Annotated in this window: 13 protein-coding genes; 10 read left to right on the top strand and 3 right to left on the bottom strand. The window is 66.5% G+C overall.

What is annotated here, in order from left to right; translation table 11 throughout:
* Window positions 1-10 precede the first annotated feature (10 nt).
* From prfB to BLU08_RS03990, 3 genes are all read left to right on the top strand, one after another.
* Window positions 11-1,138 (top strand): peptide chain release factor 2, encoded by a 1,128-nt coding sequence (prfB, locus tag BLU08_RS04000; protein WP_090195612.1) that lies wholly within the window; start codon window positions 11-13, stop codon window positions 1,136-1,138.
* Window positions 1,139-1,223: 85 nt separating this feature from the next.
* Window positions 1,224-1,952 (top strand): class I SAM-dependent methyltransferase, encoded by a 729-nt coding sequence (locus BLU08_RS03995; RefSeq protein WP_090195609.1) that lies wholly within the window; start codon window positions 1,224-1,226, stop codon window positions 1,950-1,952.
* Window positions 1,953-2,163: 211 nt separating this feature from the next.
* Entirely contained in the window at window positions 2,164-3,567 is a 1,404-nt protein-coding gene (locus BLU08_RS03990) for a nitronate monooxygenase family protein (RefSeq protein WP_090195606.1), read from the top strand.
* 4 nt (window positions 3,568-3,571) lie between these two features.
* Here the strand turns inward: BLU08_RS03990 and BLU08_RS03985 are convergent, their stop codons facing one another.
* A complete protein-coding gene (locus tag BLU08_RS03985) occupies window positions 3,572-4,582 on the bottom strand; it encodes a D-glycerate dehydrogenase (RefSeq protein WP_090195603.1) in 1,011 nt (336 codons plus the stop codon).
* Window positions 4,583-4,700: 118 nt separating this feature from the next.
* On the opposite strand from BLU08_RS03985, the gene BLU08_RS03980 reads away from it, so the two are divergent.
* Window positions 4,701-5,201: an SH3 domain-containing protein gene (locus tag BLU08_RS03980; protein WP_090195600.1), complete on the top strand. Its 501-nt coding sequence runs from the start codon at window positions 4,701-4,703 to the stop codon at window positions 5,199-5,201.
* 88 nt (window positions 5,202-5,289) lie between these two features.
* Here BLU08_RS03980 and BLU08_RS15080 read toward each other — a convergent pair whose 3' ends face one another.
* Both BLU08_RS15080 and BLU08_RS03975 read right to left on the bottom strand, forming a co-directional pair.
* Window positions 5,290-5,430 (bottom strand): hypothetical protein, encoded by a 141-nt coding sequence (locus BLU08_RS15080; RefSeq protein WP_157674441.1) that lies wholly within the window; start codon window positions 5,428-5,430, stop codon window positions 5,290-5,292.
* A 5-nt stretch (window positions 5,431-5,435) separates the two neighbouring features.
* Window positions 5,436-6,632, bottom strand: a complete 1,197-nt coding sequence (locus tag BLU08_RS03975; protein WP_090195597.1) for an acetyl-CoA C-acyltransferase — start codon at window positions 6,630-6,632, stop codon at window positions 5,436-5,438.
* Window positions 6,633-6,812: 180 nt separating this feature from the next.
* On the opposite strand from BLU08_RS03975, the gene BLU08_RS03970 reads away from it, so the two are divergent.
* From BLU08_RS03970 to nuoE, 6 genes are all read left to right on the top strand, one after another.
* Window positions 6,813-8,243: a coniferyl aldehyde dehydrogenase gene (locus tag BLU08_RS03970; protein ID WP_172800980.1), complete on the top strand. Its 1,431-nt coding sequence runs from the start codon at window positions 6,813-6,815 to the stop codon at window positions 8,241-8,243.
* A 155-nt stretch (window positions 8,244-8,398) separates the two neighbouring features.
* Window positions 8,399-8,773: an NADH-quinone oxidoreductase subunit A gene (locus BLU08_RS03965; RefSeq protein WP_090195592.1), complete on the top strand. Its 375-nt coding sequence runs from the start codon at window positions 8,399-8,401 to the stop codon at window positions 8,771-8,773.
* Window positions 8,770-9,363: an NADH-quinone oxidoreductase subunit B family protein gene (locus BLU08_RS03960; protein ID WP_233996075.1), complete on the top strand. Its 594-nt coding sequence runs from the start codon at window positions 8,770-8,772 to the stop codon at window positions 9,361-9,363. The genes BLU08_RS03965 and BLU08_RS03960 overlap by 4 nt, the downstream gene beginning before the upstream one ends.
* A 10-nt stretch (window positions 9,364-9,373) precedes the next feature.
* Window positions 9,374-10,246, top strand: a complete 873-nt coding sequence (locus tag BLU08_RS03955; RefSeq protein WP_090195590.1) for an NADH-quinone oxidoreductase subunit C — start codon at window positions 9,374-9,376, stop codon at window positions 10,244-10,246.
* Complete coding sequence (locus BLU08_RS03950) at window positions 10,243-11,454, top strand: NADH-quinone oxidoreductase subunit D (protein WP_090195587.1); 1,212 nt, start codon at window positions 10,243-10,245, stop codon at window positions 11,452-11,454. Before BLU08_RS03955 ends, BLU08_RS03950 begins: the two co-directional genes overlap by 4 nt.
* A gap of 117 nt (window positions 11,455-11,571) precedes the next feature.
* Window positions 11,572-12,240 carry an NADH-quinone oxidoreductase subunit NuoE gene (gene nuoE, locus BLU08_RS03945; RefSeq protein ID WP_090195584.1) on the top strand — a complete coding sequence of 223 codons (669 nt, stop codon included), beginning with the start codon at window positions 11,572-11,574 and terminating at the stop codon, window positions 12,238-12,240.
* Window positions 12,241-12,243: the final 3 nt, after the last annotated feature.

Here is a 12,243-nt window from a genome sequence, read left to right as displayed (position 1 = left end):
AGGAACCTCCATGCGGGCAGAAGCCCAGGCCCATATCGACCGGATCGAAGCCGCGCTTGCGCTGGTGCGCCAGTCGCTCGACTGGGAACGCGCCCTGCGCCGGCTCGACGAACTGAACGCGCGGGTGCAGGATCCCTCGCTGTGGGACAATCCCAAGGAAGCCCAGGCGATCAGCCGCGAGCAGAAGACGCTCGAGACGGCGGTGAGCACGGTCCGCGAAATCTCGAGCGAAATGGCCGATGCCGTCGAATTCGTCGAAATGGGCGAGGCCGAAGGCGAGGAGGACGTCGTCCAGGACGGGCTCAGGAGCCTCGCGCGGCTCGCCGAACGGGCCGACGCCGACAAGGTGCAGGCCCTGCTGTCCGGCGAAGCGGACGGCAACGACACCTATCTCGAAATCCACGCCGGTGCCGGCGGGACCGAAAGCCAGGACTGGGCCGAGATGCTGCTGCGGATGTATTCGCGCTGGGCCGAAAGGCGCGGCTTCAAGGTCGAGACGGTCGAATACCAGGCGGGCGAGGCCGCGGGGATCAAGTCGGCGACCCTGCTGATCAAGGGCGAGAACGCCTATGGCTATGCCAAGACCGAGAGCGGCGTCCACCGGCTCGTCCGCATCAGCCCCTACGACAGTTCCGCGCGCCGGCATACCAGCTTTTCGAGCGTCTGGGTCTATCCCGTGATCGACGACGACATCGACATCGAGATCAACCCGGCCGACCTCAAGATCGACACATACCGCGCGTCCGGTGCGGGCGGGCAGCACGTCAACACGACCGATTCCGCAGTCCGCATCACCCACCAGCCGACCGGGATCGTGGTGGCGAGCCAGAACGACCGCTCGCAGCACAAGAACCGCGCGACCGCGATGAACATGCTGAAAGCGCGCCTGTTCGAACGCGAAATGGCGATGCGCGAGGCGGCGGCCTCGGGCGAATACCAGGAAAAGAGCGAGATCGGCTGGGGCCACCAGATCCGTTCCTACGTCCTTCAGCCGTACCAGATGGTGAAGGACCTTCGCACCGGCGTCACATCGACCTCGCCCGACAACGTGCTCGACGGGGAGATCGACCCGTTCATCTCGGCCGCGCTCGCCCAGCGGGTGACGGGCGAGACGGTCGAGATCGAGGACGTCGAATAGGCCGCTGGAGCGTTCGGGGACTTATCCCTTTCGCGCGAAATTCGCTTTTGCCAAGCCGGTTTCCAGCGGCTAAGCGGCGGGTTCGATGCGTTCCCGACTGATCCCGGCCCTGACGCTGTCCCTGCTGCTGGCGATCCCGCTCGCCGCCTGCGACGGGGTCTTCGGCTCTTCCGACCGGCCGGCGACCGCGCTCGATTTTCCCCGGCCCGACCGGCCGGTGCCCCGCGTCGTCTCCAACCAGTTCGCCGACGAGGTCGCCCGCGACGAACGCGACGAGGCGCGGATCGTCATGGATCTCGCCGAAATCAAGGTCGGCATGACCGTCGCCGACATCGGCGCGGGCGCGGGCTATTACACGGTCCGCCTCGCCGAACGGGTCGGCGAGGAAGGGCGCGTGCTGGCGCAGGACATCGACTGGGAAGCGCTCGAGCGGCTCGGCCAGCGGGTCGAGCGCGAACGGCTGGAAAACATCTCGATCAAGCCCGGACGCGTCGACGATCCGCAATTGCCGGCAGACAGTTTCGACCGCATCTTCCTCGTCCACATGTACCACGAGGTGACCGAGCCTTACGCCTTCCTGTGGCGCATGTGGCCCGCGCTCGCCGCCGGGGGCGAAATCGTCGTGGTCGAAACCGACCGCCCGGTCGGCAGCCACGGAATCCCCCATGCGCTGCTGTTCTGCGAGTTCGAGGCGGTCGGCTATGTGCTGCTCGAATTCATCGAACGGCCCGACATCAAGGGCTATTTCGCCCGCTTCGGCCGGGGCGAGGCACGCGTGGAGCCCGAGGCGATCAAGCCGTGCAGCGCGCCGTGACCGGCGCGGGCCGGGCGGAGGGGCCGATGCATATGTCATTGCCGCGGCGCCGGCGCGTCCTTATGTGACGCCAGGATTTCAAGGCGACGCGGCGGCAAGGCCCGCCCGTGCGCGAAAGTTCGATGCGACGCGGCGGCAAGCTGCGTGCGCGCGCGACAATTTGATGCGACGCCGCGGCAGGGCCGGTGCGTGCGCGAAGGGGAGTGAGTAATTGTTCAAGGGATTGAGTCCGATCGTCTACGGCGGGCGCGAAGTGTGGCCGCTGATCGAAGGCGGCAAGGGCGTGTCGGCGACCAATCATGCGAGTTCGGGCGCTTGGGCCGCCGCGGGCGGGATCGGCACGGTAAGCGCGGTCAATGCCGACAGCTATGACGAGGACGGCAATGTCATCCCGCAGGTCTATCCGCAGGCGACCCGGCAGGAACGCCACGAGCAATTGATCCGCTACGCCATCGACGGCGCGACCGAACAGGTCCGCCGCGCCTACGAGATCGCGGGCGGGCGCGGCGCCATCAACATCAACGTGCTGTGGGAAATGGGCGGGGCGCAGACCGTGCTCGAAGGCGTGCTCGAACGCACGCGCGGGATGGTCGCGGGCGTCACCTGCGGGGCGGGAATGCCTTACAAGCTCGCCGAGATCGCGGCGCGCTTCAACGTCAGCTACCTTCCCATCGTCAGCTCCGCGCGCGCCTTCCGCGCCTTGTGGAAGCGCTCCTACCACAAGGTGTCCGAACTGATGGCGGCGGTGGTCTATGAGGACCCCTGGCTTGCGGGCGGGCACAACGGCCTGTCCAACGCCGAGGACCCGCGCGAGCCGCAGGCCCCCTATCCCCGCGTCAAGGACCTGCGCGCCACCATGCGCAAGGAAGGCGTCTCCGAGGACGTGCCGATCGTCATGGCGGGCGGGGTGTGGTACCTGCGCGAATGGAACGACTGGATCGACAATCCCGAACTGGGCAAGATCGCCTTCCAGTTCGGCACGCGGCCCCTTCTGACCCGGGAAAGCCCGATCCCGCAGGTCTGGAAGGACATGCTGCGGACGGTCGAGAAGGGCGACGTGCTCCTCCACAAGTTCTCGCCCACCGGATTCTATTCGAGCGCGGTCAAGACGCCTTTCCTCTACGACCTCATGCACCGCTCCGAACGGCAGATTCCCTTCTACAAGCGCGGCGAGACGGAAGGCACCGTGCAGCTCGGCGACACCGGCAAGGCGCGAAGCTTCTGGGTCACCCCGGAGGATCGCGCCCGCGCCGAGGTGTGGATGCGCCAGGGCCATACCGAACCGCTCAAGACGCCCGAGAACACGATCGTGTTCGTCACCCCGGAAAAGCGCGACGAGATCCGCAAGGACCAGCAGGACTGCATGGGCTGCCTGTCGCACTGCCAGTTTTCGAGCTGGAAGGACCACGACGATTTCACCACGGGCCGGCTCGCCGACCCGCGCAGCTTCTGCATCCAGAAGACCCTGCAGGAAATCGCCCACGGCGACGATCCGGCCGACAACCTCGCCTTCGCAGGCCATTCGGCCTACCGGTTCAAGACCGACCCGTTCTATTCGAACGGCTACACGCCGAGCGTGGGCGAACTGGTCGAGCGGATTTTGACGGGGGATTGAGGGGTCAGATCAACCCCGTCAGCACCTGATCCGGCGGGCGGTGCCCGTCGGCCCAGAAGCGGATGTTGGCGATCACCTTCTCGCCCGAAGCCTCGCGCCCCTCGACCGTGGCGCTGCCGATGTGGGGGAGGGTCATGACGTTGGGATGGTCGAGCAGGCGTTTGTCCACTTTCGGCTCTTCCGGATAGACGTCCAGCCCCGCGCCCGCGAGGCGCCCCTCGTGCAGCGCCTCGACCAGCGCTTCCTGGTCGATCAGCTCGCCCCGCGCGGTGTTGATGATGCTCGCGCCCTGCTTCATCAGCGCGATCCGGCGCGCGTCGATCATCCCGCGCGTTTCCTGCGTCAGCGGGCAGTGCAGGGTGAGGATATCCGCCTGTGCGACCAGTTCGTCGAGATCGGCGACGAAGCGCGCCGCGAACATCCGTTCGGCCGCCTCGGGCAGCGGTTTTCGCGCGTAATAGGCGATCTCGAGCCCGAAGGCGCGCGCCCGGTGCGCCACCGCCTGCCCGATCCGGCCCATGCCGATGATGCCGAGCACCTTGCCGCCGATCTTGCGGCCGAGCAGGCCCGAAGGCGCCCAGCCGGTCCATTCGCCGCGCCGGACGAGCTGCGTGCCCTCGCGGATGCGGCGCGGCACGCCGAGGATCATCGCCATCGCGATGTCCGCGGTGTCGTCGGTGAAGACGCCGGGCGTGTTGGTAACGATGATCCGCCGCTTGGCCGCTGCGGCGAGATCGATGTGTTCGGTCCCAGCCCCGAAATTGGCGATCAGGCCGAGCCGCTCGCCGCATTCCGCAATCATGTCCGCATCGATCCGGTCGGTCACGGTCGGAACCAGCACGTCGCAGTCCCGCATCGCCTCGACCAGTTCCTCGCGGCTCATCGGCCGGTCGCTCTCGTTGAGGACGGCATCGTAGAGCTCGCTCATGCGGGCCTCGACCTGCGGCATGAGGTGGCGCGTCACCACGACGCGGGGCTTGCCCGAAGGGAAGTGCGGGGCGGTCGGTGTAGCCATGGGGAAAAGCGCTAATGGGTGAGGGGCTTGGCGGTCAAGCGGTTCCGGTGCGGCCCGGCGCGGGACGCCGTGCACGGGCCGACTTGAAGCCTGCTCGCCGCGCGCTATCACGAAGGACATGAGCGCCCTTCGCCTTGCCGCCGTGATCATCCTCGCCGTCGTCGTCGCGGTCTCGCTCATCGCAGGTCCGGCGGGCGCGCAGGGGCGCGAGGAGGTCCCCCGCTGGGCGAGCCTGCGTTTCGACGAAGTGCGGATGCGCGTCGGGCCGAGCCGGGAATACCGCATCGCCTGGGTCTACCAGCGCCGCGGCCTGCCGATGAAGGTCGTGCGCCTGCGCGAAGGCTGGATGCTGGTCGAGGATGCCGAGGGCACGACGGGCTGGGTTTCCGCCAGCCAGCTGACGAAGGCGCGCGGGGCGATCGTCGTCGGGACCGGGCTTGCCGACATGCGAGAGCGGCCCGATCGCGCCTCGGTGCTGCGCTGGCGGGCCGAACCGGGCGTCGTCGGCAAGCTGCTGCGCTGCCGCGAGGGCTGGTGCGAGATCGACGTCGCGGGTCGCACCGGTTGGGTCCGCGCCGACCGGCTATGGGGCGACGAGGAGCTCGCGCCCGGCGACTGAACCCCGTCCGGCGAGCGGCATGACCCGGCAGCGGGAAAACCTATTCGCCGGCACGCCGCCTAAGGACCGCCCTATCCTCGGCGATGGCTTAAACGCCCGGCCCGATCGCGGCGCCCGGCGTGTCTTCGGGAAGCGGGGCGGGTTCGAGCGGATCGGGCTCCTGCGGCGGCTCGTCGCAGGCGGCGAGCAGCAGGGCCGGAAGGGCGAGGGCGAGGAACCCGATCCGCATCGGCCTCACACCAGCTCGACCGCGACCGCCGTCGCTTCGCCGCCGCCGATGCAGAGGCTGGCGACGCCGCGGGTCTTGCCGTGCTTCCTGAGCGCGTTGAGCAGCGTCACGATGATCCGCGCGCCAGACGCCCCGATCGGGTGGCCGAGCGCGGTGCCGCCGCCGTTCACGTTGATCTTGTCGTGCGGGATGTCGAGATCGCGCATCGCGAACATGGCGACGCAGGCGAAGGCCTCGTTGATCTCGAACAGGTCGACATCGTCGACGCTCCACCCGGCCTGGTCGAGCACCTTCCTGATCGCGGGGATCGGCGCGGTGGTGAACTTCGCCGGTTCGTGGGCGTGGGCGGCGGCGGCGACGATCCTGGCGACCGGCGTCAGGCCCTTGTGCCGGGCGACGCTTTCGCGCGTGAGGACGAGCGCGGCCGCCCCGTCGGAGATCGAGCTCGACGTCGCGGCGGTGATCGTCCCGTCCTTGGCGAAGGCGGGGCGCAGGCTCGGGATCTTGTCGGGGCGGCCCTTGCCGGGCTGTTCGTCGATTTCGACCACGACGTCGCCCGCGCGGGTCTTGACCGTCACCGGCACGATCTCGTCCGCGAAGGCGCCGCTTTCGATCGCCTTGTTCGCGCGGGCGAGCGATTCGATCGAATAGGCGTCCATGTCCTCGCGGGTCATCTGGTATTCGTTGGCGGTTTCCTGCGCGAAGGTGCCCATCGCGCGACCTTCCTCATAGGCATCCTCGAGCCCGTCGAGGAACATGTGGTCATAGGACGTGTCGTGCCCGAGCCGCGCGCCCGAACGGTGCTTCTTGAGGAGATAGGGCGCATTGGTCATGCTCTCCATGCCGCCCGCGACGACCATGTCGATCGTCCCGCTGGCGAGCGCTTCGGCGCCCATGATGACGGTCTGCATCCCGCTGCCGCAGACCTTGTTGACCGTGGTCGCCTCGACCGACAGCGGAAGGCCCGCCTTCACCATCGCCTGCCGCGCCGGCGCCTGGCCGAGCCCGGCGGGCAGCACGCAGCCCATGTAGGCGCGGTCGAAATCGTCCGGAGCGGCGCCCGAACGCTCCACCGCGGCCTTCACCGCGACCGCGCCGAGCTCGGTCGCCGAAACATCGGCCAGCGCGCCCTGCATCCCGCCCATCGGGGTGCGGGCGTAGGAGAGGATCACGATCGGGTCTTCCTGCGAAAACTGGGGCATTCCTGGGCGTCCTTCTGTTCGGTGTCGTTCCGGGCGCGAGGTCTAGTGCTGCACCGCAATAATGGCAATCGCGCGTCGCCGCGCTCCTTCATGTTACCTTGTCATCCTGCGCGCTTTGGGCAAGTGTCGCATATTGGTGGCGATCCGCAACGGATGCCGAACGGGATCAGGAGAGACAGGATGGCTGACGACCGGCGCAACGAATTGGAGGAACTGCTGCAGCACCAGCGCGATGCCTTCACCGCCTCGCGGCCCGAGGCGATGAGCCTGCGAAAGGACCGGATCAAGCGGGCGATGGCGCTGCTTAAGGACAATGGCGAGGAACTGTGCCGCGCGATGGCCGCCGATTTCGGCAACCGCGCGCTGGAGCAGAGCATGATCACCGACATCGCCGGCACGGTCGGGCTCGGCAAGGACGCGCTCAAGCACATGGACGCCTGGGCCAGGACCGACCGGCGCAAGGTGCAGTTCCCGCTCGGCCTGCTCGGCGCGAAGGCCGAGGTGCGGTACGAGCCCAAGGGCGTGATCGGCATCCTTTCGCCCTGGAACTTCCCGGTGAACCTCGCCTTCGGTCCGCTGATGCAGGTCCTCGCCGCGGGCAACCGGGCGATGATCAAGCCGAGCGAATTCACCGAGCGCACGAGCGAGCTGATGGCCGAGATCACGCCCCGGTATTTCGCCCGCGACGAGGTAGCGATCGTGACCGGCGGGCCCGAGGTCGCCGCGGCGTTCTCCTCGCTGCCGTTCGATCACCTGGTCTTCACCGGCTCGACCGCGACGGGCCGCCTCGTGATGAAGGCGGCAGCGGAAAACCTCGTGCCCGTCACGCTCGAACTCGGCGGCAAGTCGCCCGTCATCATGGGCCGCAGCGCCGATTTCGCCAAGGCGGGCGAACGGATCGCGCTGGGCAAGATGATGAACGCAGGCCAGATCTGCCTCGCCCCCGATTACATGTACGTCCCCGAGGACAAGGCCGACGAGGCTGTCGCCGGCGTCTCGAACGGAGTTTCGGCGATGTATCCGACCCTGCTCGAGAACGAGGACTACTGCTCGATCGTCTCCGACCGCCATTTCGAACGTTTGAAGGGGCTCGTCGAGGATGCCCGCGACAAGGGCGCCGAGGTGATCGAGGTCAACCCCGCCGGGGAGGACTTCGCCAGCGCCAACCAGCGCAAGATGCCGCTCACCATCCTCAGGAACGTGAGCGACGACATGGCCGCGATGCAGGAGGAGATTTTCGGCCCGGTCCTCCCGGTCAGGACCTATCGCGCCATCGACGAGGCGATCGACTACGTCAACGAACACGACCGCCCGCTCGGGCTCTACTATTTCGGGGAGGACAAGGCCGAGCAGGAGCGGGTCCTTTCGCGCACGATTTCGGGCGGGGTGACGACCAACGACGTGATCTTCCACGTCTCGATGGAGGATCTGCCCTTCGGCGGGGTCGGACCGTCGGGGATCGGCAGCTATCATGCGGTCGAGGGTTTCCGCGAGTTCAGCCACGCGCGCAGCGTCTATCACCAGCCCAGGATCGACATCGCCAAGCTCGCCGGGTTCAAGCCGCCCTACGGCAAGGCCACGCTCAAGGCGGCGGCGAACATGATGAAATAACAAGCGCGCGAAGCAATGATGCGTGCGAGGCGCGCATCGCACCAAGTGTTCGATTTCGTGCAACCGGGATGCGTCGTTTTGCCCGAGTCGTCCCCTTGCGCGGGCGTTGGGACAGGCCTAGGTGGCACGTGGGATAAGCAAGCCTGGACATCGCCGTGATCGACCTCAGCCAGTATCTGCCGATACTGTTATTCATATTCGTGGCCCTCGGGCTTTCGGTTCTCTTCGTGTTCCTGCCGATGGGCGTTTCGCGCCTGACCGGCGCGCACAATCCGGACGCGGAGAAGCTGAGCGAATACGAATGCGGCTTTCCCGCGTTCGAGGATGCGCGCAGCCAGTTCGACGTGCGTTTCTATCTCGTCGCGATCAGCTTCATCATCTTCGACCTCGAGGCGGCGTTCCTGTTTCCCTGGGCCGTGAGCCTGGGCGAAACGCAATGGGTCGGCTGGATCGGCATGATGACCTTCCTCTTCATCCTCGCCGTCGGCCTCGCATACGAATGGAAGAAAGGAGCTCTGGACTGGGAATGAGCAAGCCTTCCGACAGCACGATCGTCACCCCGCCGCGCGCGTTGCCGGACACTTCCGGATACGCGACCGCGAAGGGCGGCGAGGTGCGCCAGCCCGACCAGGATTATTTCAACGCGCTCCAGACCGAGGTCAACGACAAGGGCTTCCTCGTCACCTCGACCGAGGACGTGTTCCAGTGGGCCCGCACCGGCTCCCTGTGGTGGATGACGTTCGGCCTCGCCTGCTGCGCGGTCGAGATGATCCACGTCAACATGCCGCGCTATGACATGGAACGGTTCGGTGCCGCGCCGCGCGCCTCGCCCCGCCAATCGGACCTCATGATCGTCGCGGGCACCTTGTGCAACAAGATGGCCCCGGCGCTGCGGAAGGTCTACGACCAGATGTCGGACCCGAAATACGTCATCAGCATGGGTTCGTGCGCCAATGGCGGCGGCTACTATCATTACAGCTATTCCGTGGTGCGCGGCTGCGACCGGATCGTGCCGGTCGACATCTATGTCCCCGGCTGCCCGCCGACGGCCGAAGCGCTGCTCTATGGCGTGATGCAATTGCAGCGCAAGATCCGCCGCTCCGGCACGATCGAGCGGTGAGGCCGGCGTGATGGCAGTTCTTCATTCCGCCCCCCGATACGCCTCCAACGAAGGCGTGATCGATCGCATCGCCGAGACGATCAGCGTCTGGCTGCTCGATGCGCGCGAGGCGCATGGCGAACTCATCTTCACCGTCCGGCGCGAGGATATCGAACGGGTCCTGCGCGTCCTGCGCGACGATCACGCCTACCAGCAGCTGATGGAGATCGCGGGCGCGGACTATCCGCAGCGGCCCGAACGCTTCGAAGTCGTCTACATGCTGCTTTCGCTGACGAAGAACCACCGCATCATCGTCAAGTGTTCGACCGACGAGGAGACGCCGGTTCCGACCGTCACGACGCTGTGGCCCAATGCGGGCTGGCTCGAACGCGAGGTGTTCGACATGTTCGGCGTGACCTTCGCGGGCAATCCAGATCTGCGCCGCATCCTGACCGATTACGGGTTCGAAGGGCATCCCTTCCGCAAGGATTTCCCGATGACCGGCTATACCGAGCTGCGGTATTCCGAGGACGAGAAGCGGGTGGTCTACGAGCCGGTCGACCTCGCGCAGGACATGCGGACCTTCGATTTCCTCTCGCCGTGGGAAGGGGCGGACTACCAGCTTCCGGGCGATGAAAAGGCGCAGCAGCCCCCGCTCGCCGACGAGGTCAAGCCGCCGGTCAAGGATCCCAAGACCACCGAAAAACCGGCCGATACAGGCGCGGGGCCGCGAGCGAACGCGAAGGCGGCCGAGGGCACCGAGGCCGCTCCGCCGAAGATGAAGGACGGCAACGGCGCGCCGGGCGCTCCAGACCCCACCGAGGACAGCCCGGATCGCGCTCCGTCCGGGAGCAACGTGCGCGGGACGAAGGGCGCGACCAGGCCCGAAGGCAGCGACCAATGAGCATCGAGATCGAAAAGTCGCCGACCACCGAAGGCGACGTCATCACCAATTACACGATCAATTTCGGTCCCCAGCACCCGGCCGCGCACGGCGTGCTGCGGATGGTGATGGAGCTGGACGGCGAGGTGATCGAGCGGATCGACCCGCATATCGGCCTGCTCCATCGCGGCACCGAGAAGCTGATCGAGCACAAGACCTACCTCCAGGCGCTGCCCTATTTCGACCGGCTCGACTATTGCTCGCCGCTGTGCATGGAGCACTCCTACGTCCTCGCGATCGAGAAGCTTCTCAATCTCGAGGTGCCCGAACGCGCGCAGTATCTGCGCGTCCTGTTCGCTGAGCTGACCCGCATTTCGAACCACATGCTCAACATGGGCGCGCACGTGCTCGACGTGGGTGCGTTCACGCCGAACCTGTGGATCATGGACCTGCGCGAAGACTGCATGAACTTCTTCGAGCGGGCGAGCGGCGCGCGGATGCACTCCGCCTGGTTCCGCCCTGGCGGCGTGCACCAGGACGTGCCGGAAAAACTGCTGGTCGATATCGGCGACTGGCTCGACAACCGCTTCTTCCAGCTCTTCGACGATGCGATGAGCCTCGTGCTCGACAACCGCATCTTCAAGCAGCGCAATGTCGATATTGCCGTGGTCAGCCGCGAGGATGCGGTCGCGTGGGGCTTTTCCGGCCCGATGATCCGTGCGGCGGGCATCCCGTGGGACCTGCGCAAGTCGCAGCCCTACGATGTCTACGAGCGGATGGATTTCGACGTGCCCGTAGGCACCAATTCCGACTGCTACGACCGCTTCATGGTCCGGGTGAAGGAAGTGCGCGAGAGCGCGAAGATCATCAGGCAATGCCTCGCGCAGATGCCGGGCGGGCCGATCGCGGCGGAAAACAGCAAGGTGGTCCCGCCCAAGCGCGGCGAGATGAAGCAGTCGATGGAAAGCCTCATCCACCATTTCAAGCTCTACACCGAAGGCTTCCACGTGCCTGCGGGCGAGGTTTACGTCGCGACCGAAAGCCCCAAGGGCGAATTCGGCGTCTATCTCGTCAGCGACGGCACCAACAAGCCGTATCGCTGCAAGATCCGCCCGACCGCGTTCAGCCACCTGCAGGCGATGGACATGATGTCCAAGGGCCACATGCTGCCCGATGCGACCGCCATTCTGGGCGCGATCGACGTGGTGTTCGGGGAGTGTGACCGGTGATTGTCCTTCGCACAAACGTCATCCCGGACCTGATCCGGGATCCCGCTCTTTTTCCGCTGTACACCAAGGCAGCGGGACCCCGGATCAAGTCCGGGGCGACGATCTGGAGGGATCGCCGTGGCTGACCGCACCCCCGCTCCCGACACGCCCGAACTGCGCGCGCGCTGGGGCTCGTTCGAATGGACGCCCGAGAACCGCACAAAGGCCGACTGGCACATCGCCAAGTATCCCGAAGGCCGCCAGCGTTCGGCGGTGATGCCGCTGCTCGATCTCGCCCAGCGGCAGGTTGGCGCGGAGACCGATACGCAGGGCTGGCTGCCGCTGCCGGTGATCGAATACGTGGCGAACTATCTCGACATGCCGGTGATCCGCGTGCTCGAGGTCGCGACCTTCTATTTCATGTACAACCTCAAGCCCGTCGGCAAATTCCACGTGCAGGTGTGCGGCACCACGCCCTGCATGTTGCGCGGCAGCGACGACATCATCGCCGCCTGCAAGAAGCGCGGGATGGTGAAGGGCGAGGTGTCCGAGGATGGCCTCTGGACCCTCACCGAAGTCGAATGCATGGGCAATTGCGCGACCGCGCCGATGGTCCAGATCAACGACGACAATTACGAGGACCTGACGCCCGAACGCCTCGACGCCGTGCTCGATGCGCTCGCCGCGGGTGAGCAGCCCAAGGCGGGCACGCAGGAGCCGGGGCGTCACACCTCCGAGCCGGTCGGCGGGCCGACCACGCTCAAGGAAATGGTCACCGAGAACCATGATTACCGGGGCGAATGGTGATCC

It is taken from the genome of Erythrobacter sp. HL-111 (genome assembly GCF_900105095.1).
GTDB lineage: Bacteria > Pseudomonadota > Alphaproteobacteria > Sphingomonadales > Sphingomonadaceae > Erythrobacter.
Note: the sequence above shows the minus strand (reverse complement) of the source record. Positions and strands in the feature narration are given on the sequence as shown.

What these genes read in the sequence shown, in the direction of transcription:
- prfB (WP_090195612.1), top strand. Translation starts at nt 11, where the DNA reads ATGCGGGCAGAAGCCCAGGCCCATATCGACCGGATCGAAGCCGCGCTT.
- BLU08_RS03995 (WP_090195609.1), top strand. Translation starts at nt 1,224, where the DNA reads ATGCGTTCCCGACTGATCCCGGCCCTGACGCTGTCCCTGCTGCTGGCG.
- BLU08_RS03985 (WP_090195603.1), bottom strand. Translation starts at nt 4,582, where the DNA reads ATGGCTACACCGACCGCCCCGCACTTCCCTTCGGGCAAGCCCCGCGTC.
- BLU08_RS03980 (WP_090195600.1), top strand. Translation starts at nt 4,701, where the DNA reads ATGAGCGCCCTTCGCCTTGCCGCCGTGATCATCCTCGCCGTCGTCGTC.
- BLU08_RS15080 (WP_157674441.1), bottom strand. Translation starts at nt 5,430, where the DNA reads ATGCGGATCGGGTTCCTCGCCCTCGCCCTTCCGGCCCTGCTGCTCGCC.
- BLU08_RS03975 (WP_090195597.1), bottom strand. Translation starts at nt 6,632, where the DNA reads ATGCCCCAGTTTTCGCAGGAAGACCCGATCGTGATCCTCTCCTACGCC.
- BLU08_RS03970 (WP_172800980.1), top strand. Translation starts at nt 6,813, where the DNA reads ATGGCTGACGACCGGCGCAACGAATTGGAGGAACTGCTGCAGCACCAG.
- BLU08_RS03960 (WP_233996075.1), top strand. Translation starts at nt 8,770, where the DNA reads ATGAGCAAGCCTTCCGACAGCACGATCGTCACCCCGCCGCGCGCGTTG.
- BLU08_RS03955 (WP_090195590.1), top strand. Translation starts at nt 9,374, where the DNA reads ATGGCAGTTCTTCATTCCGCCCCCCGATACGCCTCCAACGAAGGCGTG.
- BLU08_RS03950 (WP_090195587.1), top strand. Translation starts at nt 10,243, where the DNA reads ATGAGCATCGAGATCGAAAAGTCGCCGACCACCGAAGGCGACGTCATC.